The sequence below is a fragment of the Duganella aquatilis genome (assembly GCF_009674565.1).
GTDB classification, from domain to species: domain Bacteria; phylum Pseudomonadota; class Gammaproteobacteria; order Burkholderiales; family Burkholderiaceae_D; genus Rugamonas; species Rugamonas aquatilis.
This window is the reverse complement of the sequence record NZ_WKJL01000026.1, coordinates 51,315-76,863: the sequence shown is the minus strand read 5'-3', so window position 1 is coordinate 76,863 and position 25,549 is coordinate 51,315. Positions and strand designations below refer to the sequence as shown.

General features: G+C 62.5%; 29 protein-coding genes, 1 other RNA gene and 1 riboswitch. Of the genes, 11 read left to right on the top strand and 19 right to left on the bottom strand.

Translation table 11 applies throughout. From position 1 onward, the window contains the following. A partial coding sequence (dnaX, locus tag GJ698_RS25445; RefSeq protein ID WP_154360664.1) for a DNA polymerase III subunit gamma/tau occupies positions 1-1,334 on the bottom strand: 1,334 nt, incomplete at its 3' end. Between the two features lie 116 nt (positions 1,335-1,450). On the opposite strand from dnaX, the gene GJ698_RS25440 reads away from it, so the two are divergent. After that, entirely contained in the window at positions 1,451-2,101 is a 651-nt protein-coding gene (locus GJ698_RS25440; RefSeq protein ID WP_154360663.1) for a hypothetical protein, read from the top strand. A 67-nt stretch (positions 2,102-2,168) separates the two neighbouring features. Here GJ698_RS25440 and ffs read toward each other — a convergent pair. After that, an RNA gene (ffs, locus tag GJ698_RS25435) (signal recognition particle sRNA small type) lies at positions 2,169-2,267 on the bottom strand. 15 nt (positions 2,268-2,282) lie between these two features. Beyond that, a complete protein-coding gene (gene ubiD / locus GJ698_RS25430) occupies positions 2,283-3,767 on the bottom strand; it encodes a 4-hydroxy-3-polyprenylbenzoate decarboxylase (RefSeq protein WP_154360662.1) in 1,485 nt (494 codons plus the stop codon). 528 nt (positions 3,768-4,295) lie between these two features. On the opposite strand from ubiD, the gene GJ698_RS25425 reads away from it, so the two are divergent. Continuing rightward, positions 4,296-5,147 (top strand): transglycosylase SLT domain-containing protein, encoded by an 852-nt coding sequence (locus GJ698_RS25425; RefSeq protein WP_229260166.1) that lies wholly within the window; start codon positions 4,296-4,298, stop codon positions 5,145-5,147. Positions 5,148-5,201: 54 nt separating this feature from the next. On the opposite strand, the gene GJ698_RS25420 is transcribed toward GJ698_RS25425, so the two are convergent. From GJ698_RS25420 to ribBA, 4 genes are all read right to left on the bottom strand, one after another. After that, entirely contained in the window at positions 5,202-5,855 is a 654-nt protein-coding gene (locus GJ698_RS25420; protein ID WP_154360660.1) for a hypothetical protein, read from the bottom strand. Between the two features lie 128 nt (positions 5,856-5,983). Next, complete coding sequence (gene nusB, locus GJ698_RS25415) at positions 5,984-6,454, bottom strand: transcription antitermination factor NusB (protein WP_154360659.1); 471 nt, start codon at positions 6,452-6,454, stop codon at positions 5,984-5,986. Positions 6,455-6,477: 23 nt separating this feature from the next. Further along, positions 6,478-6,966: a 6,7-dimethyl-8-ribityllumazine synthase gene (ribH, locus tag GJ698_RS25410; protein WP_110849839.1), complete on the bottom strand. Its 489-nt coding sequence runs from the start codon at positions 6,964-6,966 to the stop codon at positions 6,478-6,480. Positions 6,967-6,991: 25 nt separating this feature from the next. Then, on the bottom strand, positions 6,992-8,101 hold the full coding sequence (gene ribBA, locus GJ698_RS25405) for a bifunctional 3,4-dihydroxy-2-butanone-4-phosphate synthase/GTP cyclohydrolase II (protein ID WP_154360658.1): 1,110 nt from the start codon (positions 8,099-8,101) through the stop codon (positions 6,992-6,994). A 241-nt stretch (positions 8,102-8,342) separates the two neighbouring features. Between ribBA and GJ698_RS25400 the strand changes: the two genes are divergently transcribed. Continuing rightward, on the top strand, positions 8,343-8,726 hold the full coding sequence (locus tag GJ698_RS25400) for a c-type cytochrome (protein WP_154360657.1): 384 nt from the start codon (positions 8,343-8,345) through the stop codon (positions 8,724-8,726). On the opposite strand, the gene GJ698_RS25395 is transcribed toward GJ698_RS25400, so the two are convergent. After that, positions 8,701-9,855 carry an ROK family transcriptional regulator gene (locus tag GJ698_RS25395; protein ID WP_154360656.1) on the bottom strand — a complete coding sequence of 385 codons (1,155 nt, stop codon included), beginning with the start codon at positions 9,853-9,855 and terminating at the stop codon, positions 8,701-8,703. The two genes, GJ698_RS25400 and GJ698_RS25395, sit on opposite strands and share 26 nt — an antisense overlap. 91 nt (positions 9,856-9,946) lie before the next feature. On the opposite strand from GJ698_RS25395, the gene GJ698_RS25390 reads away from it, so the two are divergent. Together GJ698_RS25390 and GJ698_RS25385 are read left to right on the top strand one after the other, a co-directional pair. Next, positions 9,947-10,204: a SemiSWEET transporter gene (locus tag GJ698_RS25390; RefSeq protein ID WP_154360655.1), complete on the top strand. Its 258-nt coding sequence runs from the start codon at positions 9,947-9,949 to the stop codon at positions 10,202-10,204. After that, entirely contained in the window at positions 10,201-11,694 is a 1,494-nt protein-coding gene (locus GJ698_RS25385; protein WP_229260164.1) for a mannitol dehydrogenase family protein, read from the top strand. The genes GJ698_RS25390 and GJ698_RS25385 overlap by 4 nt, the downstream gene beginning before the upstream one ends. On the opposite strand, the gene GJ698_RS25380 is transcribed toward GJ698_RS25385, so the two are convergent. The 11 genes from GJ698_RS25380 to glyA all read right to left on the bottom strand — a co-directional run bounded on the left by GJ698_RS25380 (position 11,695) and on the right by glyA (position 20,407). Beyond that, positions 11,695-12,330, bottom strand: a complete 636-nt coding sequence (locus GJ698_RS25380) for a riboflavin synthase (RefSeq protein WP_154360653.1) — start codon at positions 12,328-12,330, stop codon at positions 11,695-11,697. It lies immediately after the preceding gene. Positions 12,331-12,338: 8 nt separating this feature from the next. Beyond that, positions 12,339-13,433, bottom strand: coding sequence for a bifunctional diaminohydroxyphosphoribosylaminopyrimidine deaminase/5-amino-6-(5-phosphoribosylamino)uracil reductase RibD (gene ribD, locus GJ698_RS25375; protein WP_371865436.1), 1,095 nt, complete (start codon positions 13,431-13,433; stop codon positions 12,339-12,341). A gap of 44 nt (positions 13,434-13,477) precedes the next feature. After that, the gene (locus GJ698_RS25370; RefSeq protein ID WP_154360652.1) at positions 13,478-14,065 is read right to left on the bottom strand and encodes a GspH/FimT family pseudopilin; all 588 of its coding nucleotides are present in this window, start codon (positions 14,063-14,065) and stop codon (positions 13,478-13,480) included. Next, the gene (locus GJ698_RS25365; protein WP_154360651.1) at positions 14,062-14,508 is read right to left on the bottom strand and encodes a type IV pilin protein; all 447 of its coding nucleotides are present in this window, start codon (positions 14,506-14,508) and stop codon (positions 14,062-14,064) included. Before GJ698_RS25365 ends, GJ698_RS25370 begins: the two co-directional genes overlap by 4 nt. Continuing rightward, positions 14,505-16,106, bottom strand: coding sequence for a pilus assembly protein (locus GJ698_RS25360; RefSeq protein ID WP_166454946.1), 1,602 nt, complete (start codon positions 16,104-16,106; stop codon positions 14,505-14,507). Before GJ698_RS25360 ends, GJ698_RS25365 begins: the two co-directional genes overlap by 4 nt. Next, positions 16,048-16,527, bottom strand: coding sequence for a hypothetical protein (locus GJ698_RS30555; RefSeq protein WP_166454945.1), 480 nt, complete (start codon positions 16,525-16,527; stop codon positions 16,048-16,050). Before GJ698_RS30555 ends, GJ698_RS25360 begins: the two co-directional genes overlap by 59 nt. Next, positions 16,524-17,108: a pilus assembly PilX family protein gene (locus GJ698_RS25355; protein ID WP_154360649.1), complete on the bottom strand. Its 585-nt coding sequence runs from the start codon at positions 17,106-17,108 to the stop codon at positions 16,524-16,526. Before GJ698_RS25355 ends, GJ698_RS30555 begins: the two co-directional genes overlap by 4 nt. Before the next feature lie 3 nt (positions 17,109-17,111). Next, on the bottom strand, positions 17,112-18,017 hold the full coding sequence (locus GJ698_RS25350; RefSeq protein ID WP_154360648.1) for a PilW family protein: 906 nt from the start codon (positions 18,015-18,017) through the stop codon (positions 17,112-17,114). After that, a complete protein-coding gene (pilV, locus tag GJ698_RS25345) occupies positions 18,014-18,550 on the bottom strand; it encodes a type IV pilus modification protein PilV (protein ID WP_371865435.1) in 537 nt (178 codons plus the stop codon). Before pilV ends, GJ698_RS25350 begins: the two co-directional genes overlap by 4 nt. A gap of 94 nt (positions 18,551-18,644) precedes the next feature. Beyond that, positions 18,645-19,106 (bottom strand): transcriptional regulator NrdR, encoded by a 462-nt coding sequence (gene nrdR, locus GJ698_RS25340; protein ID WP_154360646.1) that lies wholly within the window; start codon positions 19,104-19,106, stop codon positions 18,645-18,647. A gap of 53 nt (positions 19,107-19,159) precedes the next feature. Beyond that, a complete protein-coding gene (gene glyA, locus GJ698_RS25335; protein ID WP_154360645.1) occupies positions 19,160-20,407 on the bottom strand; it encodes a serine hydroxymethyltransferase in 1,248 nt (415 codons plus the stop codon). Positions 20,408-20,501: 94 nt separating this feature from the next. Continuing rightward, positions 20,502-20,638: riboswitch (ZMP/ZTP riboswitch) on the bottom strand. Positions 20,639-20,768: 130 nt separating this feature from the next. Between glyA and GJ698_RS25330 the strand changes: the two genes are divergently transcribed. From GJ698_RS25330 to tolB, 6 genes are all read left to right on the top strand, one after another. Then, positions 20,769-21,512 carry an SDR family NAD(P)-dependent oxidoreductase gene (locus GJ698_RS25330; protein ID WP_154360644.1) on the top strand — a complete coding sequence of 248 codons (744 nt, stop codon included), beginning with the start codon at positions 20,769-20,771 and terminating at the stop codon, positions 21,510-21,512. A gap of 246 nt (positions 21,513-21,758) precedes the next feature. After that, positions 21,759-22,181, top strand: coding sequence for a tol-pal system-associated acyl-CoA thioesterase (ybgC, locus tag GJ698_RS25325; RefSeq protein ID WP_154360643.1), 423 nt, complete (start codon positions 21,759-21,761; stop codon positions 22,179-22,181). Positions 22,182-22,187: 6 nt separating this feature from the next. Beyond that, positions 22,188-22,880 (top strand): protein TolQ, encoded by a 693-nt coding sequence (tolQ, locus tag GJ698_RS25320; RefSeq protein WP_154360642.1) that lies wholly within the window; start codon positions 22,188-22,190, stop codon positions 22,878-22,880. Between the two features lie 5 nt (positions 22,881-22,885). Then, positions 22,886-23,323, top strand: a complete 438-nt coding sequence (locus GJ698_RS25315; RefSeq protein WP_154360641.1) for an ExbD/TolR family protein — start codon at positions 22,886-22,888, stop codon at positions 23,321-23,323. A gap of 15 nt (positions 23,324-23,338) precedes the next feature. Then, positions 23,339-24,268, top strand: a complete 930-nt coding sequence (gene tolA, locus GJ698_RS25310) for a cell envelope integrity protein TolA (protein ID WP_154360640.1) — start codon at positions 23,339-23,341, stop codon at positions 24,266-24,268. Position 24,269: 1 nt separating this feature from the next. Continuing rightward, complete coding sequence (gene tolB, locus GJ698_RS25305; RefSeq protein ID WP_154360639.1) at positions 24,270-25,535, top strand: Tol-Pal system beta propeller repeat protein TolB; 1,266 nt, start codon at positions 24,270-24,272, stop codon at positions 25,533-25,535. The last annotated feature ends 14 nt before the right edge of the window (positions 25,536-25,549 follow it).

Genomic DNA, 25,549 nt, shown 5'->3' with positions numbered 1-25,549 from the left:
GACATAGACGGCGCCGTAGCTGCCGCTCGTGCCGGCGCAGCGGTTGGCGACGCATCGTTGCGCGCCATAGCGGCCGCACCGGCGATGACCGACGGCGGCACCACGCTGGCGTGATTGGCCTGCACGTTGGCGGCTGCGCGCGCCGGCGGCGCACCGGCGGCAGCGCGGGCCGAAGCCATGGCAGCCTGGCGCGACACCGCTGGCGCGGCGGCTGGTTGTCCCTCTGCCCCGCCTACGCCGGGGCGAAAGGCCAACATCCGTAGCAAGGTCATCGAGAAACCGGCATATTCATCCGGCGCCAGGCCCAGTTCATTGCGGCCGTGCACGGCGATCTGGTAATACAGTTGCACCTCTTCCGCGTCAAACGCGGCGGCAAGACGCACGATGTCCGCATATTCCGGCAAATCGTCCGGCAGCGCGGCCGGCACCGTCTGCGCCAGCGCGATCCGGTGCAGCAAGGTGCCCAGATCCTGCAACGCGCCGTTGTACGACAGACTGCGCGTAGCCATCTCATCGGCCACGGCCAACAGGTCGGCGCCATCCTGCGCCGCCAGCGCATCGAGCACGCGGATCAGATACGACTGGTCCAGCGCACCCAGCATGCCCTGCACCGCATCCAGCGTCACCGCGCCGGCCGCGTAGGCGATCGCTTGGTCGGTCAGCGACAGCGCATCGCGCATCGAACCATGGGCGCCGGTGGCCAGCAACCGCAGCGCCGGATGTTCAAAGCTGATGCCTTCCTGCCCCAGAATATTTTCCAGATGGCCAATGATGTGACCCGGCGGCATCTGCTTCAGATTGAACTGCAGGCAGCGCGACAGCACCGTCACCGGAATCTTCTGCGGATCGGTGGTCGCCAGAATGAATTTGACGTGCTCCGGCGGCTCCTCCAGCGTCTTCAGCATCGAGTTGAAGGCGTGGTTGGTCAGCATGTGCACCTCGTCGATCATATAGACCTTGAAGCGCGCATTGCTCGGCGCGTACACCGCCTGTTCCAGCAGCTGCGCCATCTCGTCGACGCCGCGGTTGGACGCCGCATCCATCTCGATATAGTCGACAAAGCGGCCGGCATCGATCGCTGTGCAGGCCTCGCACACGCCGCACGGCGTGGCGGTGATGCCGCCATTGCCATCCGGGCCGATGCAGTTGAGCGACTTGGCCAGAATCCGCGACAAGGTGGTTTTCCCCACGCCGCGCGTGCCGGTGAACAGATAGGCGTGGTGCAGCCGGCCGCTATGCAACGCATGCGTCAGCGCGCGAACCACGTGCTCCTGGCCGACGAGCGTTTCGAAGTTCCGGGGGCGGTATTTACGGGCGAGGACTTGATAGGACATGCTGGGATTTTACCGTAGATAGCGGGTGCCAAAGCGGCAATTGTAACAAGTCGAGAGTGGATTAGGTAAGTCTGCCATTCCGCCTTACAATTTGTTTTTCTTTTAACATGCTAAAAATGAAAAAACTTGCCCTGCTCCCCATCCTGCTGCTATCCCTCACCGCCCACGCCGACGAACGCGAATGGGTGCCGTACAAAAAACTGGTGGAAGAACTGCGCTTCGACAAGTTCTACGCCATTCCGCCCGCCGAGCGCGACAAGATCAACCTGTTCGTCACCATCAAGCCGAACAACAAGAACTACAAGCCATCCGACGTGGTGCTGACCGTGGTGCAAGGCAGCGAGCGTCAGCCGCTGCCACCGCTTTCCCCGGACTACCGCCTGGCGCTGGTGCCCAACGCCAAGTGGATGACCGAGGAGACCAAGATCATGACCAGCCTGCCGAAAGGCGAAAAGTCGGCGGTCAGCTACCTGGCCACCACGCCGCTGCCGGAAGGCCTGCAATGGAACTACACGCCGCTGATGAGCAGCGTGGCGCAGATGAACCAGGCGATCAAGAAAATGGCCGGCGCGCTGAGCATGTTCGCGCCCAGCGCCAAGGCGGTGATCTTCAAGTTCGGCCACCCGGCGCAGCTGAAGGTCGGCGGCACGGTTTATAACACCGATGCCGGCAACGAGATCAAGCTGAAGCCGGAAGCGGCCCTACTGAAAGAGAATCCGCTGATGGTGGCATCCGAACGTCCCGTCGAGGCGCGGGTTGATGAATAAATAAAAAAAGCCATGTGGCCGTGAGACGATCTTGAGCGTCTCAGCACACATGGCTTTTTTAGAATAAGGAGGCGAGCCTGATCTGCGGCACTTATGGTGAATAGCTGTGGCTGCTTCGTTCCCGACCTGACCAGGTTGGCCATGCCACAATGCGCAGGGGCCCGCCAGCAATCATTATACCTTACAGCCCCAACTCCTGCCAAATTTGATCCACCCGTGTTTTCACCTCGGGCGACATGGTGATCACCGTGCCCCACTCGCGCGTGGTTTCACCCGGCCACTTGTTGGTGGCGTCGATGCCCATCTTGCTGCCCAGGCCGCTTACCGGCGAGGCGAAGTCCAGGTAATCGATCGGCGTGTGGTCCACCAGCGTGGTGTCGCGGGTCGGATCGACGCGGGTCGTGATGGCCCAGATCACCTCGTTCCAGTCGCGGATGTTCACGTCTTCATCCACCACCACGATGAACTTGGTGTACATGAACTGGCGCAGGAAGCTCCACACGCCGAACATCACGCGCTTGGCGTGGCCGGCGTACTGCTTCTTGATCTGCACCACCGCCATGCGGTAGCTGCAGCCTTCTGCCGGCAGGTGGAAGTCGGTGATCTCGCTGAACTGCTTTTGCAGCAGCGGAATGAACACCTCGTTCAGCGCCAGGCCCAGCACGGCCGGCTCGTCCGGCGGCTTGCCCGTATAAGTAGAGTGGTAGATCGGATCACGCCGCATGGTGATGCGGTCGATGGTGAACACCGGGAACGAGTCCTGCTCATTATAGTAGCCGGTGTGATCGCCGTACGGTCCTTCCAGCGCATGCTCGTAGCCGCTCGGATGGTTTTCATCCGGGTAGATATGGCCTTCCAGCACAATCTCGGCCGACGCCGGCACGCGCAGTTCGCTGCCGATGGCCTTGACCAGCTCGGTGCGGCTGCCGCGTAGCAGGCCGGCGAACTGGTATTCGGACAGGCTGTCCGGCACCGGCGTGACCGCACCTAATATAGTAGCGGGATCGGCGCCCAGCGCGACGCACACCGGATACGGTTTTCCCTTGCTCTGTATAGCGTGCTCGCGGAAGTCCAGCGCGCCGCCGCGATGCGCCAGCCAGCGCATGATGACCTTGTTCGGACCCAGCACCTGCTGGCGGTAGATGCCCAGATTCTGGCGCTTCTTATTAGGGCCCTTGGTAATCACCAGGCCCCAGGTAATCAAAGGCGCCACGTCGCCCGGCCAGCAGTGCTGGATCGGCAATTTCGACAAATCGACATCGGCGCCTTCCCACACGATTTCCTGGCACGGCGCGCCGCGCAATTCCTTGGGCGCCATATCCCATACGGCTTTCACCAGCGAGCCGAGGCCCAGCAGGTCCTTGAAATCCTTCGGCGGCTCCGGCTCCTTCAGGCGCGACAGCACGTGGCCGATCTTGCGCAATTCGCTGACGTCGCTGGCGCCCATGCCGAGCGCCACGCGGCGCGGCGTGCCGAACAAATTGGTCAGCACCGGCATGCTGTGACCGGCCGGATTCTGGAACAGCAGCGCCGGTCCGCCGGCCCGCAACGTGCGGTCGGATACCTCGGTCATCTCTAAATGCGGCGAAACAGGGGTCAAAATGGGTTTAAGTTCACCCATTCCTTGCAGTTGAGAAATAAAATCTCGCAGATCGGAATATTTCATCGGTTTTTAATATTTTCTTACATTAAAGCGTACTGTTTAAAAATACAGGTCAAGTGGTTGATTTTATTGGTTTTCCACCGAACACAAGGCAAAATTCTAGATTTAAAAGTTATAAAGACTGTTCGCGTTAGTATTGACTTGATATAAAACGCCTCATACAATCCACCCTACTTGAAGAGAGCAGGTCTCCGGACCTCATGCGGACCACACAAAGTCGCGCTCATTCATTCACGGAGTCGGGGCTCCACATGACATTTTAAGGAGTGTTTTCGAAAGGCGTCTGCCTTCCTCCCCGAAAGTAGTTGTATTGCATTCTGGTTGACTCCTGCGGGAGAGATCAGCAACAAGCAAGCAATGATGGCGTTCTCGCGCGCTCTTCTACAGCGGCGACGAACGAGATATTTCTGATGCACGGCATTAGCACCTGTTGAGCTGCGTTTTGACGCTGGCAGGGACCCGCTTTTACGGACATTTCAGGGGAACTTTATGATTAATAGCAATACCGGTGCAATGTTGTTTGCCCGTTTGATGGCTCGCCAGCCAGCCGCGTGGTTCTCCACGGCGCGCATTTCGGCAAAGGGTGTGTTGACCACCGCCCAGCATACGTTGACCGTCGTCGGCGTGAGCGCTTTAGTAGTAATGGCAGTAATGTTTGTTCGTCCGGATCTGGCCAAAGCCCTGAGCGACAGCCTGAACCGCACGCCGGAAGCTGAAGTGGCGGTCGTGACCGCCCCACCGCTGTCGGCCCTGATGGAGGCGCCAGCCGCCAATGCGGCAGCCGCAGCAGCGGAACCGCTGACGGCCGAAGAAAAGGCCCTGCTGGGCACGCAGAAGCAGCAGCAATGGGTGACCACCTGGCTGTCCAAGCGTTACCGCGTCGCCGGTGACGCCGCCAACATGCTGGTATCGACCGCTTACCTGACGGCCCGCGAGATCAAGCTCGATCCGCTGCTGATCCTGGCGGTGATGTCGATCGAATCCGGCCTGAATCCGTTCGCGGAAAGCCCGATGGGCGCGCAAGGCCTGATGCAAGTGATGTCGAAAGTGCACCACGAGAAGTTCCAGGACATGGGCGGCCTGCAAGCCGCGCTGAACCCGGTCGCCAACATCCGCGTCGGTTCGCTGATCCTGAAGGATTATGTGACCCGTGGCGGTTCGGTGGAAGCCGGCCTGAAGAGCTACGTGGGCGCCGCAGCCTTTGAAACCGATGAAGGTTACGGTTCAAAGGTGCTGGCTGAGTACAATCGCCTGAAACAGGTTTCGGCTGGCAAGAAAGTGCCTACCATTACTCCGGTGATGGTCGCTTCGCAGCCTAAACCAGCAGCGCCAGTCGCTGCCGCCGAGAAATCGGTGAGTGGTACGCAAATCGCCGGTCTCTGATCCGCTCTGCGCCGCAAGCAAAAGCCGCCTTGGTCAGGCGGCTTTTTTTCGTCCCTAGTGCGGGCAGGGACCGGCAATAATCTTGCCGCTGTCGCGGAAGGGATCGCGCCCGCCGCTGAAATTGTTCGAGGCGGCGGTATAGCAGACTTCTTTACCGCCCGGCATGATGAACTTGGTGATGCGGCTGCCATCGGCGGCAATCATCTCCACCTGGCGTATGCCGCCGCCGCGATAGGCCTTGCCGATGGCGGCGGCCAGTGCGGTTTCGTCGTTGACCAGCTTGCGGTCGCGCTGGGTCCAGGATTCCTTCAGCGCCAGCTTGTCGGCCGCCGCCGCGCCGGCGATGGCGCGCTGCTTGAGGTCCGGCTCCGGTTTGCCCGGCAGCGCGAACGGATCGGGCGGCAAGGTCGGCGCGGTGATGGCCTGCGCTGGCGCAGGCTCCGGCGGCGGCAGCGTGATCGGCTGCGGCCCGGCCTGCTGCACGGATCGCGCCACCGGTGCGGCTTTCGCTGCCGTGCGCGCAGGCCGCACGGCCGGCGTCGGCGCCGGCACGCGCTTGGGCGGCGCCAGAATGTAGGTGATGGGCTCGTGCGGCGTCACAGGGGCCGCCAAGGGCCGCTCAGGCGGCCGCAGACACAGAAATGCCAGCAGGTGCGCGCCGGCGATCAGCGCCAGCCAGCCGCGCCGGCGCCAGCGTGGAGAGTGCAATTCGATGATACCGCTCCAAAATTACCTGAAAGACAATTCTGCGCGGCACTCCCCTGCCCGGTCAATCCCTCAATAAAAAAAGCCACCGCACGCTACCGTGGGTGGCTTTTGGCAATACCGGAGGCGGCTTAGCGCTTCTTGTCGGCAGCGACTTCTTCCGGACGCAGCTGGGCAGCCAGCTTGTCCAGCACGCCATTGACGTACTTGTGGCCGTCGATACCGCCAAACGACTTGGTCAGTTCCACCGCTTCGTTGATGACGACGCGGTAGGGAATTTCCAGATTGTTCTTCAGCTCGTAAGCACCGATCAGCAGCACCGCGTGCTCGATCGGCGACAGCTCGTTGATGCCACGGTCCACCAGCGGCGCGAACATCGCACGCAGCTCGACCGACGAACCGATGGCGCCATTCAGCAGCACGGTGAAGTGCTCGGCGTCGGCCTTGTCGAAGCCGTGCGCGCCGCGGATGTGGTTGACCACCGTGGAGGCGGATTCATTGTTCAGCAGCCACTGGTACAACCCTTGCAGCGCGAACTCGCGGGCGCGGTGACGCGGCGTGCGGTTCTTGCTGGGGTTGGCGTGCAAAGTCTTCTCGTTCATTTTCTACCTTCGTGTGTTAATTCTTACTCGTCGTCGCCTTGATCCTGGTTCAGCTCTTCCAGGGCGATGGTCAGATTGGCCATCTCAACGGCCACGCGCGCCGCATCGGCGCCTTTGACGGCCATGCGCACTTCGGCTTGCTCGTCGTTCTCGGTGGTCAGGATCGCGTTGGCGATCGGGATGCCGTAGTCCAGGCCGATGCGGGTGATGCCCGCGCCCGACTCGTTCGACACCAGCTCGAAGTGGTAGGTTTCGCCACGGATGATGGCGCCCAGCGCGATCAGCGCGTCGAACTGCTGCGACTCGGCCATCTTCTGCAGCACCAGCGGCACTTCCAGCGCACCCGGCACGGTCACGTGCAGCACGTCTTCATCCGCCACGCCCAGGTGCTTCAGCTCGGCCAGACAGGCGGACAGCAGGCCGTGGCAGATGTCTTCGTTAAAACGCGCTTGTACCACGCCAATGCGCAGATCTTCGCCGTTCAGATTGGTTTCGTAGCTTCCTACCGTCATGATGGCCTCTATATATGTTGGTTGATTAGTTCGGTTTGGCGACGTAGCCGGTCACTTCGAGATCGAAGCCGGTCATCGATGGCATTTTGCGCGGGCTGGCCAGCAGCTGCATCTTGCAGACGCCGACTTCGCGCAGGATTTGCGCGCCGATACCGTAGCTGCGCAGGTCCATGCTGGCGGCGCGGCCCTTCGGACGCGTTTCCGGCTTGCCCAGCGCCTCGAATTGCGAGAAGAACTGCTCGGCGGTCTCTTCGCAGTTCAGCAGCACGATGACGCCGCTGTCGGCAGCCTTGACGGCGGCCAGCGACGACGACAGGTTCCACGAGTGGGTGGTCGCTTCCGATTCCAGTACGTCCAGGATCGATACCGGCTGGTGCACGCGCACCAGGGTTTCCTTGCCCTTCTCGATTTCGCCGTGCACCAGCGCCAGGTGCGCCGAGCCGCTCGGCTTGTCGCGGTAGGCGATCATGCGGAACTCGCCCTGGGCGGTCTTCAGCGGACGCTCGCCCACTTTTTCCACCAGCGACTCGTTGCGGCTGCGGTAGTGGATCAGGTCGGCAATGGTGCCGATTTTTAGATCGTGTTCCTTGGCAAATTCCAGCAGGTCCGGCAGGCGCGCCATGGTGCCGTCGTCCTTCATGATTTCGCAGATCACCGAAGCGGGCGTCAGGCCGGCCATGGCGGTCAGGTCGCAACCGGCTTCGGTATGGCCTGCGCGCATCAGCACGCCGCCCTTTTGCGCCTTCAGCGGGAAGATGTGGCCCGGCTGGACGATGTCCGCCGGCTGCGCATCCTTGGCCACGGCCACCTGGATGGTCTTGGCGCGGTCAGCGGCGGAAATGCCGGTGGTCACGCCTTCGGCCGCTTCGATCGAGACGGTGAAATTGGTGCCGAACGCGGTGCCGTTCTTGGTCGACATCATCGACAGTTCCAGCTGGTTGCAGCGTTCCTCGGTTAGCGTCAGGCAGACCAGGCCGCGCGCGTACTTGACCATGAAATTGATGGCTTCCGGCGTGACGAAGTCCGCCGCGAGCACCAGGTCACCTTCGTTTTCCCGGTCTTCTTCATCGACCAGGATCACCATGCGGCCAGCGCGCAATTCGGCGACGATTTCTTCGGTGCTGGAAATTGACATTTTTAATCCTTCAAGACTATGCGAGAGTATTTCTTAACCCGCTATTTTAAAGGATTTACGCCCGCCCTACCGCAAAAGCCCGCTTTTATCCGCCAAATGACGGACTTTTCCGCCAGCGCACTGGTTTTCTTGCAAATATTTTATTGAAGTCAGCTAAGATGTGCGCCAGCAACGGATTGAATCCAGTTGCTATTTCCTTGCGTATAAGAAATAAACGCAAGCCAGATAACGGGGATTCACCATGTTCACTTATGTACTGCCATGCTGCCTGGCGCTGTTGCTGGCAGGGACGGCACAGGCGCAAAACACCCAGCAGATCGCGCAAGGCCAGCGCATATGGCAAAAACGCTGCACGGAATGCCACGCGCTCGACACCGACGAAACCGGGCCGCACCATCGCGGCGTATTCGGCCGCCGCTCGGGTAGCGTCAAGGGCTACGACTACTCGCGCGCGCTGCGCAAGGCCGACCTGGTGTGGGACGAAACCTCGCTTGACCGCTGGCTGACCGATCCTGAAAAATTCCTGCCTGGCCAGAACATGGACTTCCGCGTGCGCAGCAAGCAGGAACGCGCCGCGCTGATCGCCTATCTGAAAAGCCTCAGCCCTGCAGCGGCGCAAAACTAGCGTGCAGTGACAAATAAGCCGCGCCGATCACCTTGGCGTCGTCGCCCACCTCGCCGGTCAGCAGGGCCGGACGCGCGGCGCCGGCCCAGTTGTAGCGGCCTAGTTCGCTGTCCACCAGGTCCAGCAAGGCCGCCAGCAGCGCGCGGTCGCAGCGGCCGTCCACCACCACACCGTCCAGATCGATGAAACAGGCCGCGCTGCAGATGGCGTAGGCGATGGCGTTGGCCGCCTGCGCCAGCCACGCCTGCGTCAGCGGCAGCCAGGGCGTTTGCATGGCGCGGCCGTCGGCCATGGCGTCGTCCGCCAGGCCGGCAGCGGCGTAGCGCTGCTCCAGCGTCACCAGCGACGCCACGCTCAGCAGCTGATCCGGCATGCCGCCGCCAGCGGCCGGCCGCATCGGCATCGAACCGACGGCGCCGGAATTGCCGTGCACGCCGGCATGCGGCCAGCCGTTGATGACCAGGCTGCCGCCGGCCAGCGTATCGACGTAGATGTACAGGTAGCTGGCAATGCCGCGTCCGCTCCCGACCATCAGTTCCGCCACGCAGGCGGCGGCGGTGTCCTTGGCCACGCTGACAGGCAGCGTCGTCAGCGCCTGCACGCGCTGGCCGATATCCATGCTGCCCCACTCCGCCGCGTCGACCGGCGGCATGCGCAGCAGCTCTTCCCACTCGCCGAAATTGCGCGGGGCAGAGACGCCCACGCCGCACAGCCGGCCGGCGGCTTGCGGCCCGAGCGCGGACAACAGGCGCGCCAGTTGCTGCTCGATCGCGGCAAACACCTGGTCGGCGTCCGGACTGGCGTAGGCCAGTTCCCAGCGCTCGCGTACCGTGCCCAGCAGGTCGACCAGCACCACCTTCAGCGTGCGGCGGCCGATCTGGATGCCGATGGCGTAGGCGCCGTCCGAATTCAGGGCAATCGGCTGCGACGGCTGCCCCACCCGGCCGCGCTGAACCTCCAGCTTGCGCACCAGTTGCTCTTCCAGCAAGCGATTGATGATGACCGACGCGGTTTGCGTGCTCAGTTCCGTCACCCGCGCCAGATCCGCCTTGGCCATGCTGCCATGGCGGCGGACCTCGTGCAGCATGCGGCGTTCATTGGCGCCGAGGCGGCGCAGTGTTGAGATCATGGCAAGAAATGAGAGCTATTTTATTTATGTAGTATAATTCCGCCTCAATTAATAAATCAAGTTGATTTATTAATTAAACGAAAGGAGAACCATGCAAATTGACTCCAACCTTCTCGGCTTGATTGCCGCTTTCTGCACCACCTTCGCCTTTGTGCCGCAGGTGGTGCTCATCTGGCGCCGCCGCTCCGCGGAAGGCGTCTCGACCGGCATGTACTGCGTCTTCTGCTTCGGCGTCCTGCTATGGCTGATCTATGGCATCAGCATCCAGGCCTGGCCGATTGCCATCAATAACGGCATCACCCTCGTGCTGGCCTGCGCCGTACTGGTGATGAAATGGAGGTTCCGATGATGAACACGACCCCGCTGTCCAGCGCCACGCTGGACGCCCTGCAACACCACAATCCCGAACTGGCCCTGCCCGGCTACGACCGCAGCAAGCTCAAGGCCGGCATCGCCCACATCGGCGTCGGCAATTTCCACCGTGTGCACCAGGCCGCGTACATCGACCAATGCCTGCACCTGCCGGGCCATGAGGAATGGGCCATCGTCGGCATCGGTCTGGGCGACAGCGAACAGGCGCAAGCCAAAGCCGCCGCCTTTGCCGAGCAGGACGGTTTGTACACCGTGACCGAAACCGGCGCCGACGGCAGCGCCAATGCGCGCGTCATCGGCGCCATGATCGATTACCTGCATGCGCCGGCCGATCCGGAAGCAGTGCTGGAACGCCTGAGCGATCCCGCCATCCGCATCGTCACGCTGACGATTACCGAAGGCGGCTACAACATCAACGAAGCCAGCGGCGAATTCCGCCTGAGCGCGCCCGAGGTCGCCACCGAACTGGCTGGCGGCACGCCACGTACCGCGTTTGCCTACATCGTCGAATCGCTGCGCCGCCGGCGCGCCAACGGCGTGGGCGGCTACACCGTGGTTTCCTGCGACAACCTGCGCCACAACGGCGACACCGCGCGCCTGGCCGTGTTGAGCTATGCCCAGGCCGTGGACGAGGAACTGGCCGACTGGATCGCCGCCGAAGTCGCCTTCCCCAACAGCATGGTGGACCGCATCGCGCCCGGCATTCCGGCCGAGCAGGCGGAAGCGCTGAACAGCGCCAGCGGCGTCAACGACCAGATGCCGGCGCTGGCCGAGCCTTACACGCAATGGGTGATCGAAGACCGCTTCAGCGCCGGCCGTCCCGACCTGGCCGCCGCCGGCGTCGAATTGCTGGACGATGTGACGCAGCATGAAGCCATCAAAGGCCGCATGCTGAACGCCTCGCACATGATGCTGGCCTATCCGGGCCTGCTGCTGGGCTACCGCACGGTGCCGGAAGCGATGGCCGACGAAGAACTGCACACGCTGCTGCACAACTTCATGGAACACGACGCCATGCCGCTGCTGGATGTGCCGGAAGGCCTGGTACTGGACGACTACAAGAACAGCGTGCTGGAACGCTTCAACAATCCGGCCATTGCCGACCAGCTGACGCGCGTGGCGCACGACGGCGCCGCCAAGATTCCCGTGTTCTACACCGCCACCGTCAAGGCGATGTTGAGCCGCGGCTTCAACTGCCGCCGCGTGGCCTTCCTGCTGGCTTGCTTCCGTTTGTATCTGAATGGACTGGATGCGCGCGGCAACCGTTACGAGGTGAACGAGCCGCGCCTGAGCAACGCGGACTGGTCGCTGGTGCGCAACGGACCGCCGTCGGCGATCCTCGACATCAGCGCCTTCCGCGGGCTGAAGCTGACGCAGCACGCCCGCATGGTCACCACCTACAACAGCGTGTGGATGGCGATCACGCGCAGCGGCGTGCGCGCGACCCTGCAGTCGCTGGTGAAGTAATTACTTGCCGGCCGCGCCGACCGACACCATGCGCTCGACGTAGCGGGCGATCAGGTCGATTTCCAGATTGACCTTGGCGCCCACCGTCAGGTGCTTGAGAGTGGTCATGGCGATGGTGTGCGGGATCAGGTTGATCGAGAACTGGCACACCAGGTCGGCGCCGGCGCCGATATCGGTCACGCGGTTGACGGTCAGCGACACGCCGTTGACCACGATCGAGCCCTTGTAGGCCAGGAACTTGGCCAGGTCGTGCGGTGCTTCCACCACCAGCTCCCACGATTCGCCGACCGGCTCGAACTTGCGCACCACGCCCAGGCCATCGACGTGACCGGACACCAGGTGGCCGCCGAGGCGCTCGTTCAGCGTCAGCGCTTTTTCCAGGTTCACTTCGGTGGTGGTGTCCAGGCCGACGGTCTTGTTCAGGCTTTCGCGCGAGACGTCGACGCGGAAGTTGGTGGCGTCCTTTTCCACCACGGTCATGCAGGCGCCGTTGATGGCGATCGAGTCGCCCAGGCCGACGTCGGCCAGCGGCAGGCCGCCGGCGTTGATGTCCAGGCGCACGCCTGCGAACGAACCGCCTTCCAGCGGCTTGACGGATTCAATTTTGCCGACAGCGGCGACGATACCAGTAAACATAGCTTTTCCTAATGAGTGAATCGGGCAAGGATACGCAAATCTTCACCGATCTGCTTAACCTCGTGAAATTTCAAGTGCTTCTTGCCTGACAGGTCGGTCAGCGCAGGCAGCGAAAACATGCCTTGCGCGTCGCCGATCAGCGCCGGCGCCAGGTACACCAGCAGTTCATCGACGCAGCCTTCGCGGATCAGCGAGCCGTTCAGCTTGCCGCCGGCTTCGACGTGCAGCTCGTTGATCTGGCGGCGGCCCAGCTCGCGCATCAGCTCCGGCAGGTCGACCTTGCCGGAGGCGTTGGGCAACATGATGACCTCGTGGCCGGCGGCGGCCAGCGCGGCTTCCTTCTCGGGATGGGCGACGGCGGCGGCGATCCACGTCCCGCCTCCTTCCAATATCTTGGCGGAAAGGTCAATATCAAGCCTGCTGTCGACCACGATGCGGCGCGGCTGGCGCGGCGTTTCTACGGCGCGCACGTTCAACTGCGGATTGTCGGCCTTGACGGTGCCGATGCCGGTCAGAATGGCGTCCGCGCGGGCGCGCCAGTGGTGGCCGTCGGCGCGCGCTTCCGGGCCGGTGATCCACTGGCTGACGCCGTTGTGCAGCGCCGTCATGCCATCCAGGCTGGCGGCGGTTTTCATGCGCACCCACGGCAGGCCGCGCGTCATGCGCGAGAAAAAGCCGATATTCAATTCATAAGCCTGCTCGGCCAGCAAGCCGACGCTGGTCTCGATGCCGTTGGCGGCCAGCTTGGCCAGGCCTTGTCCGGCGACCAGCGGATTCGGATCTTCCATCGCCGCCACCACGCGGCCGAGGCCGGCGCGCACCAGCGCATCCGAGCACGGCGGTGTGCGACCGTGGTGGTTGCACGGTTCCAGCGTGACATAGGCGGTGGCGCCGCGCACATCATGGCCGCGCGCCTGGGCGTCTTTCAGCGCCTGGATTTCAGCATGATCGCTGCCGGCCTGCTGCGTGACGCCGGCGCCGATCACCCGGCCATCGCGCACGATCACGCAACCGATATGCGGGTTAGGCGCGGTCGAATACAGCCCCTTGGCCGCCCACTCCAGCGCCAGCGCCATGCCTTCAAGATCGTTACTGATATCCACGTTGCCCCTGCCGAAATAGATTTCGCGCCATTATAAAGGCTTGTTCAATCGGCGGCTCCTGAGCAGTCGTCAGAGGTTGCCGGATCGCAGACGCGTACGCGGCCCAGCATGTTGATTTTGAGGTTGCGGGTGTTGTTGCCTTGGGTGAGGGAGATGGTGCCCCAGCGGGCGGTCAGGCTGCTGGCGGCGCTGCAGGTGCGCCCGGCGGCGTTGTAGGCCAGGTAGGCTGGCGCGTTGCCGGAGGTGAATTTGGAGGTGATGCTGATGTCGGGAGGCAGCGGGTCGTGGCGGTACAGCAGCGGTTCGCCGGGATCGGGACGGCGGTTACCGTTGTGGTCGAGGAAGACTGCCCAGCCGCTTTGCCACTCGTCGCCCAGCGGCGCCATCAGCACTTGGCCGCCACGTGTGATGGCTTGGGAGCGTGTCAGGTCGATAGCGGCCTGCAGGTCGTTGGTGGCGGCTTGCAGGCGCATGCGTTGTAGCGATTGGTGGAAGGACGGTGCGGCGACGCCGAGCAGCACGCCGGCGATGGCCAGGACGGTCAACAACTCGATCAGTGTGATGCCGGCGCTGCGACCGGCTGTCGTGCAGGCAGGCGGCAGCGGCCCGAAGCCGGACGAACGGCGACTCATGGCCAGCACCCTGTAGCCGGACCGCTGGCGAGGCGCAGGCCGGTGCTGGTCAGCGTCAGGCGGCCGCAGTCTTCGTCGTGGAAGTGCGGATCGACCAGTTCGGTGCCTGGCTTGGCGATGATTTGCACGCATTGCTTTATCTCTTCGCCGTCGCAGGCCTTGCCTTCGATTTCATACGCGCTGCGCTGCGGACTGGCGCCGCTCCACCATTGGAAGTGTCTGGCTTCCGGCTCGGCGCTGGCGGACGAGAAGGCGATGTAGGTGTTGTTCTGCGTGTAAAACCGCTCCTGCTGCATCATCAGTTTCAGCAGGGCCGATTGCGCTTCGCCGCGCCGGGTGCGGGTCATGTGGCTCTGATAAGCCGGCATGGCCTGCGAAGCCACCACGGCGAGGATCACCAGCGCCACCAGCAACTCGATCAAGCTGAAGCCGGCGCGCTTCATTTTGCGGCCTCGTGCAGTTCGCGCCAGTTGGCGATCTCGCGCCAGCTCAGGCGGCCGGCGCGGCGCGCCGCCTTCATGCTGCCGATGGTCGATATCTTCCCTGCTTCGCCAACCTGCAGCAGCGCGGCGTCTTTGCTCTGCACGATGCGCCCCGTCGGGTCACGCGGGCCTGGCGTTGCCGATTGCGGCAGCAGCAAGGGCATTGGCATGTAGTCCGGCAGCATCAGCCCAACGATCGCATCCTTGGTAGGCAGGATGGCGGTGAACCTGTCGCTGTCCGGCAGCCCGGTCAGCGCATTGAGCGCATAGCTGCGACTGCGCGTCGCGCTGCACACGTCCGTGCCCGGCAGCACGGTGTTGAACAGCACGGCGCCATCGGACAGCACACCGGCATTGATGCTGCGCTCTGTGCCCTGCACGAAATCAACGTACCAGCCTTTGCTTTCCGACGCCATCGGAACGCCGGTGATGCCGAGGAGCGCACCGCTGCCATCAAGGAAACGCGGCGTTAGCTGACTCCTGCCGGTGATGACCTCTTGCGGCGTTTGCAGGCTGTCGATGACGCCATAGTAGGACTGTGTGACCGGCGAGGTGCTGCGATCCGCCTTCTCAATCAACCGCCCCGTGCCGAACAGCACCACGTAGCCGCGCACTTTCGCGTAGGCCAGCAATGGCTGTTCCGTGATCGGCTGGCGATGACCCTTGGCATCCTTGGCGACAAACAAGGGACTGCCAACTGCCTTGCTCCACGGCGCGTTGCCGCTGAAATCGAAGCGCCAGAGATTGCTTTGCAGATCGCCGGCATACGCGTATTGCAAAGCGCCGTCGCGCTCATTCAGCAGCACTGGTGCGCTCAGCGCGTTGGCGAGGGTGGCCTCCGCAACCGGCGTCGTGATGCGGTAGTAGTTGCCGTTGATTTTCCAGCCTTCGCCGCGCGGCTTGTCGAGGGCCAGCAGAAACAGCGCGCCTTTGCCCTCGCCATCGCTATTGATGCCGCTGGCGACGACGGCAAAGCTCCGCACCACGCCAGCCGACACACGTACTTGCGCGACCTGCGGCATGGTGATGACATTGCCCATGAAAGGATCGTCGCGCTCGGTGAATTCCCATAACACGCCAAGGCCGTCCGCAAAGTGCAGCGGATCGGTCACATCGAGCGCAAACAGGCCCCGCGCGCCGCCGCCCATGGCGGACAGCAGTACGGTCTTTTTGTCGACACCGATGCGCGCTTCACCGACGCTGGCCGGTCCATCGACATAAGCACGGTGCACGTAGGCTGGATTGGTGAGGTGATGCAGTGTCGCGATCAAGGCATCCGGCACGTAGGCGAACAGTTCGACGCCGCTGATGGCGTCGAACGCATGCAGCATGCCGTCGTTGGCGCCGAGGTAGACAGCTTCGCGGTGATCGACTGCACCGACATAGACTGGCGTGCTGTGCACCGCGTCGCCCAGCACGCTGCTGCGGACTCGGAATTGCTTGCCTTCCAGCGAGCGGTCGCCGCGCAGGTAGGCCAGCCGCTGTTCGCCGGCGCCGTCGTCAAGGTTGAGCAGCGCTTGCTGCGCGGCGGACAGGGCGGACCACGCGAATGGCGACATCGCCAGCGCCAGTCGGCTGAATGATGGCGGTGTAGATGTTGCGTTGCTCTGGAAGCGGAGCTGGCGCGCGCGCGGCGCTGCCAGTGAGGATTGCTCCCGCGTCCCATGCCAAAGTGGAGACCGTGCCTGCGCCCGCCGCACCTGCCGCCAGCACATAGCGCGAGAAATGCCCGCTCCAATCGCCGATGTCCGACGTGGACTGGTACAGATCGCCGGCGGTGGCCGTGGGCACGGCCGGCGGTACAGCAGGCGGCGCGACAGCCGACGATGTGGGCCGCAACAACATCGGCCCATCCGTCTGTCCTGCCAGCGCCTTGCCCGGCCTGCACGCCGCAGTCACCGGCAAGCTATCGATATCCAGCACCGGCGGCGCGGCCTGCGCGCCCACCGCCAGCAACAACAATATCCAAAACACGCTCATGGCTTCTCCTCCGGCTTGCTGAAGACGCTTTGCAAAACCACCTCCATCTCCGGATTCGCGCCGAAGCCAATGGCGGTTACGCGGTAACAGTACTGCGGCGGCGCACTGGCCGACGCGTCGTCGCCTGGCTGGTGACACGCCATCCGCTCGATCAAATAACGCGGCTTCTTGAACGGCAGGAATCCCTCTCCGGTCGGCATGGCGGCTGCGGTATAAGCACCGTGCGTTACCGTGCACGCGCCACCATCCTCCTTGCCCGACAAATCCACCACCTGCCATACCGCCGCCTCGCCCGCCAACGCTCGCGCGCGCAAGCCCACGCCGCCGGCGCCGCATGCCTTGCCAAAAGCATCGCCACCATCAAACGCCGCGCGCCGCGAAGGATCGCTGCTGTTCTGAATGTCCCGCTCCGCATCCTTCAAGGCATCCTCCGCCGTCAGAAACGCCACATCCCGATCACGCTCGCCACGCGCAGCCTTCTCGCCTTGCAGGCACAACAGCGCTGCCGATACGCTCAGCAGCATCACCATAATCAGCAACATCAGGCTGACCAACAACGCAATCCCTCGCTGCCGCCGCATGATTCATCCATCCCGGTTACGCAAAGCCACGGTCATGCTCAACAGCCGCCGCGCGCGCAGGCGTTGCAATGGCGGCAAACGATCTTCCACCACGCGCACGCCGACATCCTCCGGATGTGCATCGGAATACGCCGCATCAAACAGATCGAAGCGAGTGTTGACCGTATCCGCGCGCGAGTTGCCATCGCCATGCAGCAGCAAAGCCAGCCGGATGCTGCACACGCGCTTCCAGTAAGTTTTTTGATTGAAGTCCGACGCGGCGGGATCATCGAGCGCCTTCAAGGCCGTCGCGTTCAGATAGACATTCGGCACGCCATCCAGCGGCGTATCCGTATCGACGCCATACAGCACCTGGAACGAATCGACGCCACGAACCACCGCATCCCCGCCCCAGCCGGATGCGCTGCGATACTTGCAGCGCAGTTCCGGCTCGTCGCCGGCATCCGCGCCGACATAGAAAATATTCCAGCCGCGCGTTTCGCCAGCCACGCCAAAGCCGGCGCAGTTGACGCTGGAACCGTCGCCGGTCGCGCCAGCGCCTGAACCGGTGAAGCGCAGCGCCAGCACATCGCTGCCGTTCGCCACCGCTGGCAGCGGCTCGCTGATGCCTTCGCTGCTGCGCGTAATGGTGGCCGCATCCAGTCCGGCAACCGATGCCGGCGCATTCGCGTCCAGCTCCGGCGGCGCCACATCCTGATCCCAGTTGACGTAAGCGCTCTGGCGTATCGACTGCGCCATCACCTGCAAGGCATAACGCCCGCCGTCGGTGAGCCACATATTGTCGCTGTGGTTGCGGTAGTTGCTGCCGGACGCCGCCAGCAGCCCGCTGGCCAGCAGGGTCACCAGCAAGCCGAGCGCAATCGCCACCAGGAATTCGATCATGCCCCAGCCGTCAGCGCTGCGCTTCATGGCGATGCTCCCACCGCCAGCGCCACGCCGGGCACGTAATCGCCGTCAACATCCTTCAACGGCGTGCCGTCCGGATTCTTGCCACGCCAGCCCACCTTGACGACCACCGGCGCGGCCGAGCCGCCATCGCAAGACCAACGCAGCTTGCCGCCGCTCCACAAGCCTACATCGCGGCAGATGACCACGCGCCCTGCCGGCAGCTGCAGCCGCACCTGCTGTTTGGCCTCGTACAAATCGGACAGCGCCAGCTGCGCCGCCGCGCAAGCGCCGACATGGCACAGCACCGCCGGCGCCACAGGCGAAGGCTCGGCATAAGCGTCGTAATTGAGGGTGAGATAGGTATCGGCCTGCGAAGGATTGATGCGCATGCGCTCGGCCAGCGCACTCGCCATCTGCGTCGCCTGCGACACCAGCGCCGCCTGGTGCCGTGCCCGCAACGACGCCAATTGCAAGGCCACGCCGCCGACGATGCCCAGCGCGAGCACCAGCACGGCGATCAGGATTTCCAGCAGCGTAAAGCCACGGGCGCGCACAACACACCTCCACAAGTCGTAAAGACTACGTCAGAAGTTAGCAGTGCTTATTGATGAGAATATGAGGTGTATCAAAGGTGTGTCAGCAGTGGCATCACTTGCGCGCCGGCTTGCCGACTTCGGCGATGGCGTTCTGGAACTCGGCCAGATCCTCGAAATTTTTATAGACGGAAGCAAAGCGGATGTACGCCACGTTATCGAGAAGCTGCAATTCCTGCATCACCAGTTCGCCGATGTAGCCGGTGTCCACTTCGCGCTGACCGCTGGTCAGCAATTTTTCCTCGATCGACGCGATGGCCGCATCCACCGCGGGCGCCGCCACCGGACGCTTGCGCAAGGCCAGTTCCAGGCTGCCGCGTAGCTTGGCCGCCGTGTACTCGGTACGGCTGCCGTTCTTCTTGACCACATACGGCATCACCAGCTCGATGCGCTCATACGTGGTAAATCGTTTATCACATTTGCCGCAGCGCCGACGCCGGCGAATGGCATCCCCCTCCTCCGATACACGCGTATCGAGAACCTGGGTGTCTTCATGCTGGCAGAACGGACATTTCATATAAGCGCTTTGGTCAAGTGACGCCGGCACAGGCCGGCGTCACGGTACTGCAATTACTTGGCGTAGACCGGGAACTTGTCAGCCAGAACCTTCACCGCCGCTTTGACGCGCTCGATGGTGGCCGCGTCGTGTGGATTATCCAGCACGTCCGCGATCAGGTTGCCGACTTGTTCCGCTTCCGCTTCCTTGAAGCCGCGGGTGGTCATCGCTGGCGAACCCAGACGAATGCCCGAAGTCACGAATGGCTTCTGCGGATCGTTAGGAATGCCGTTCTTGTTGGTGGTGATGTGGGCCGAACCCAGGATCGCTTCCGCTTCCTTGCCGGTCAGGTTCTTCGGACGCAGGTCCACCAGCATCACGTGCGACTCGGTGCCGCCCGACACGATGCGCAGGCCGCGCTTGATCAGGGTCTTGGCCAGCACGTCGGCGTTCTTCACCACTTGCTGCTGGTATTCCTTGAATTCCGGCTGCAGCGCTTCCTGGAACGCCACCGCCTTACCAGCGATCACGTGCATCAGCGGGCCGCCCTGGATGCCAGGGAAGATCGCCGAGTTGATGGCTTTCTCGTGCTCGGCCTTCATCAGGATGATGCCGCCGCGTGGACCGCGCAGCGATTTGTGCGTGGTCGAGGTAACGAAGTCGGCGTGCGGCACTGGATTTGGATACAGGCCGGCGGCGATCAGGCCGGCGTAGTGCGCCATGTCGACCATGAAGTAGGCGCCAACCGACTTGGCGACGGCAGCGAAGCGCTCGAAGTCGATCTTTTTCGAGAACGCCGAGGCGCCCGCGATGATCAGCTTAGGCTTGTGTTCCTTGGCCAGCGCTTCCATGGCGTCGTAGTCGATGTCTTCCGCAGCGGTCAGGCCGTAGGAGACGACGTTGAACCATTTGCCGGACATGTTCAGCGGCATGCCGTGGGTCAGGTGGCCGCCTTCGGCCAGCGACATGCCCATGATGGTGTCGCCTGGTTTCAGCACGGCGAAGAACACGCCCTGGTTGGCCTGCGAGCCCGAGTTAGGCTGCACGTTGGCGGCTTCCGCGCCGAACAGTTTCTTCACGCGGTCGATCGCCAGTTGCTCGACGACGTCGACGTATTCGCAGCCGCCGTAGTAGCGCTTGCCTGGATAGCCTTCGGCGTACTTGTTGGTCAGTTGCGAGCCTTGCGCTTCCATTACGGCTGGCGAGGTGTAGTTCTCCGACGCGATCAGTTCAATGTGATCGTGCTGGCGGGTGTTTTCGTTTTGAATGGCGCCGAACAGTTCCGGGTCAACGCTGGCGAGGGTGTGATCTTTTGCGAACATGAAAAAACTCCAATCGAATGAGTAACTTGTTTCTGGCAGTTGGATCGAAAGAGAGAAGCCATAGCGGACCGGCAGCCTCTTCGTGCTTTCCATCGAGGGCTGCCCAGGCGAACGGCTGTTGAAATCTCACGTTTCCCGGTGGATGCCCACCTTTCGCCGACTGACCAAAACGCACCATATTGAGGCAGTTTTGAAGATCACACCAGCTTTTCGCCAGTTACGTGAGACGTAATGGAACCCAAATTGTAAGTTATGCGCCAGATTTGAGCAAGAACATAGGTTGCATTAAAGGCAAGACAACTATATTACTCATTTGCGGCTACAATTTTGTCCACCTCTCCACTCACCTTAAGGACTGATCATGATCGTCTTCATCACCGGCGCCACCGCCGGCTTCGGCGCCGCGATGGCGCGCGTATTCGCCGGCAACGGCCACAAGGTACTGATCAGCGGCCGCCGCGAAGACCGCCTGCAGGCGCTGACGGCCGAACTGGGCGACGCCGTGCGCCCGGTGGTGCTGGACGTCACCGACAAAGCCTCGATCAAGGCCGCGCTGGACGGCCTGCCGCCGGAATGGCGCGCCATCGACGTGCTGGTCAACAATGCCGGCCTGGCGCTGGGCGTCACGCCAGCGCACACCTCGTCGCTGGAAGACTGGGACACCATGATCGCCACCAACGTCAGCGGCCTGGTGGCCATGACCCGCGCCATCCTGCCTGGCATGGTGGAGCGCAACAGCGGCACCATCATCAACCTGGGCTCGATCGCCGGCTCGACGCCCTACCCTGGCGGCAATGTGTACGGCGCGACCAAGGCGTTTGTCGACCAGTTCACGCAGAACCTGCGCGCCGACCTGGTGGGCACCGGCGTGCGCGCCACCAACCTGGCGCCGGGCCTGTGCGGCGGCACCGAGTTCTCCAACGTGCGCCTGAAGGATGACGCGGCGGCGGCCAAGGTGTACGAGGGCACGCAGCCGCTGACGGCGGAAGATATTGCCAACACGGCGTACTGGATTGCCACCCTCCCTCCGCATGTCAACATCAACCGGATTGACATGATGCCCACGTGCCAGGGTTACGGCCCCTTGAATATCAAACGCACTTAACCCCCACCGCGATAGAGGGGTCTGCCCCCAAGGGGTCAGACCCCGCGACGGACCGTCGTGCGGGGTAAAAGCGAGCTTTACCTATCCCGTCCTTGGCTTAAGAAAGGCTTATAACCCAGTTCATTCCTGAAATAATTGGTAAAGGGTTGTTACAATACTTGGCAGGTTGTAAGTAGTTGATAAAATTCAACCAAAACGCCAATTTCGCGTAGAATGTTGCTCACTCTTATAAGTAGTCAAAACAGCATGTCAGCAGATTTCATCTGGAACGTCCGGGTCTATTACGAGGACACCGACGCCGGCGGTATCGTCTATTACGCAAACTACCTCAAATTCTTCGAGCGGGCCCGTACCGAGTGGCTGCGCGCGCTTGATGTGAACCAGCACACACTTCTCGAACAGCACGATACCTTGTTCGTCGTCAAAAGCGTCAACGCGGAGTATCATGCGCCTGCGAAGCTGGATGATGAACTAAGATTAACAGTTCGCATTGAAAAATTTGGCCGCGCCTCCCTCGTTTTCTTCCAGGAAGCGTGGTGCGGCGACCAACTGCTGAACACGGCGCGCGTGAAGGTAGGCTGCGTCGATTCTGCCCTGCGTCCGCGCGCCGTGCCGGCCATCGTCGCCGACAAAATGCGTAACACCAGTGTCACCACCCAAACCGACTGATAAACAATGAACGTCACTCAAGACCTTTCTTTCCTGTCCCTCATCCTCCATGCGCACGTGATCGTGCAATTGATCATGGCGTTGCTGTTCATCATCTCGCTGACCAGCTGGACTTATATCTTCAGCAAGCTGTTCGCGATCAAATCGGCACGCCGGCTGACGGTGGAATTTGAAAAAACCTTCTGGGCCGGCGGCAACCTGCACGCGCTGTACCAGAACGCCGGCAAGGACCGCGCCAACAGCGGCCCGCTGGCGCGCATCTTTGAAGCCGGCATGGGCGAGTTCATCAAGTCCAAGGCCGCCTACACCGCTAGCCGCGAAACCATGGACACCGGCGCCATCCTCGACAGCGCCCGCCGCGCCATGCGCGCCGCCTTCCAGCGCGAGATGGATGCGCTGGAAGCGCACCTGGCCTTCCTGGCGTCGGTCGGCTCCGTGTCGCCGTACATCGGCCTGCTGGGCACCGTGTGGGGCATCATGAACGCCTTCCGCGGCCTGGCCAACGTGCAGCAGGCCACCCTGGCCGCCGTCGCGCCCGGCATTGCCGAAGCGCTGATCGCCACCGCCATCGGCCTGTTCGCAGCGATTCCGGCGTTTGTCGCCTACAACCGTTTCTCGTACGATGTGGACCGCCTGGCGATCCGTTTTGAGAGCTTTGTCGAAGAGTTCTCCAACATTCTGCAACGTCAATCGCGTTAATCATCATGGCTTCCTCCTTCTCCGGCGGCATGCGCAGCGGCCGCACCCGCAAACTCAAGTCCGAGATCAACGTCGTGCCGTACATCGACGTCATGCTGGTGCTGCTGATTATTTTCATGGTCATGCCATCGGCTAACGACCCAAGCGTGGTCGACCTGCCGCGCGCGGAAAAATCGACCAAGCCGCCTAGCGACTACGTGCAGATCGTGCTCAAGCCGAACGGCGCGCTGTCGATCGGCGTCAAGGGCAAGGATGAAGACGCGCCGGAAACCGCGCCCAACCGCGACGCCCTGGTCAAGAAGCTGCGCACCATCCACAACGACCATCCCGACTATCCGGTGCTGATCGCCGGCGACAAGGAAAGCAAGTACGACGACGTGATCCAGCTGATTTCCGAAGCAAAGAAAATGGGCATCACCCGCGTAGGCCTGTCCACCAAGTAAACCACTGTGCAAACGATGAAACCCGCAACCGCAGGCGGTCCGTACAAGGTTCCGCGACAACACAATGGCTTCCGCTCCGGCCTGCTGGCCGTGGCGATGCACGCGCTGTTGTTGCTGTTCCTGTGGGTGGGCGTGAGCTGGCAAAACAATGAACCGACCGAAGTCCAGGCCGAAATCTGGGACATGAAGGTGCAGGACGCGGCGCCACCGGCGCCAACGCCGGACCCGGCGCCCGAGCCGGAACCTGAACCGCCGCAGCCGGTCGAGAAAGCCCCGCCGCCACCGGTGGAAGCGCCGCCGGTGCCGAAGATCGATCCGGAAATCGCCCTGGAACGCATCAAGGCCCAGAAGAAGGAAGAAGAGCGTCTGGAGAAGCTGGAACAGGCACGCCTGAAGAAGGAAGCCGACGAGAAGCTGGCCAAGCTGGAAGCCAAGAAAAAGGCTGACCAGAAAGCCAAGGAAGAGCAAGCCGCCAAGGACAAGGCCGAGGAAGAAGCCAAGGAAAAAGCCCTGGCCGAGAAAGAGAAGAAAAAAGCCGCCGCTGAAAAACTGGCCAAGGAAAAAGCCGACAAGGCCGCCAAGGACAAGGCCTTCGCCGCCGAGATGAGCCGCATCACCGGTTCCGCCGCCAAAGGCACCACCGGCACCGCCGCCCAATCGACCGGCGGCCGGGTCGACGGCGGCTACGCGGCCGCGATCAAGGCCAAGATCAAGAGCAACCTGGTGTACGGCTCCGAGGACGACAGCCTGACCGCCAGCTACGTGATTACCCAGTTGCCGACCGGCGAAATCATCGGCACGCGCAAGGTGAAGGGCAGCGGCTCGACCGCCTATGATAATGCGATTGAAAACGCGATTGCCAAATCGTCACCACTACCCAAGAAGAAAGATGGTACGGTAGAGCGCGAAATTAACCTGGACTTCAAGCTGAAGGATATGCACTGATATGAAAAAACTGAACATGCTCTACACCGGCCTGGTCATCGCCGCCACCATGGGCAGCGCGCAGGCCCAGATGCGGATTGAAATTTCCGGCGTCGGCAGCAACCAGATCCCGGTGGCCGTGGCCGGCTTCGCCAACGAAGGCGTGTCGCCGCAAAAAATCTCGGAAATCATCAAGGCCGACCTGGAGCGCAGCGGCGCCTTCAAGGTGATCGACGCCGGCGTGATCACCGACGTCAACAACATCGACTACAGCGGCTGGAAAGCCAAGGGCGCCGATGCGCTGGTGGTCGGCACCGTCGACGCCCTGGCCGATGGCCGCTACGACGTGCGCTACAAGCTGCTCGACACCGTCAAGCAGGCCAAGATCTCCAACCTGGACAAGGCCGTCACCGCCCAGTTCACCCGCCTGTCGGCGCACCTGATCGCCGACGACGTCTACTTCCAGCTGACCGGCATCAAGGGCGCGTTCTCGACCCGCATCGCCTACGTCAAACAGGAAGGCCGCAACTACCAGCTGATGGTGGCCGACGCCGACGGCGAAAGCGAACAGCTGGCGCTGCGCTCGAACGAGCCGATCATCTCGCCGTCGTGGTCGCCGGACGGCACCAAGGTGGCCTACGTGTCGTTTGAACAGAAAAAGCCGGTGGTCTACGTGCAGAACCTGATCACCCGCGCGCGCACCGTGGTGGCCAACGAAAAAGGCAGCAACTCGGCGCCGGCCTGGGCGCCGGGCGGCAACAAGCTGGCGGTGGCGCTGTCGAAAGACGGCCATACCCAGATCTACACCGTCAACGCCGACGGCAGCGGCCTGCGCCGCGCGTCCAACAGCGTCGGCATCGACACCGAACCGCAATGGTCGGCCGACGGCCAGAGCATCTACTTCACCAGTGACCGCAGCGGCGGCCCGCAAATCTACCGCATGAATCCGGACGGTGGCGATGCCAAGCGCGTCACCTTCGGCGGCAGCTACAACATCAGCCCGCGCATCTCGGCCGACGGCAAGACCCTGGCCTACATCTCTCGCCGCGACGGCAACTTCCAGCTGTACGTGCTGGACCTGGCCAGCGGCCAGGAGCAGCGCCTGTCCGACACCACCAGCGACGAATCACCAAGCTTTGCCCCCAACGGCAAATACATCATGTACGCCACCCAATCAGGCAGCCGCAAGTCGCTGGCCGTGGTTTCGGTCGACGGACGTGTAAAGCAACGCCTGACGACTCAGGCGGGCAATATCAAGGAGCCCACCTGGGGTCCGTTCATGCAGTAATTGCGTTTCACTAC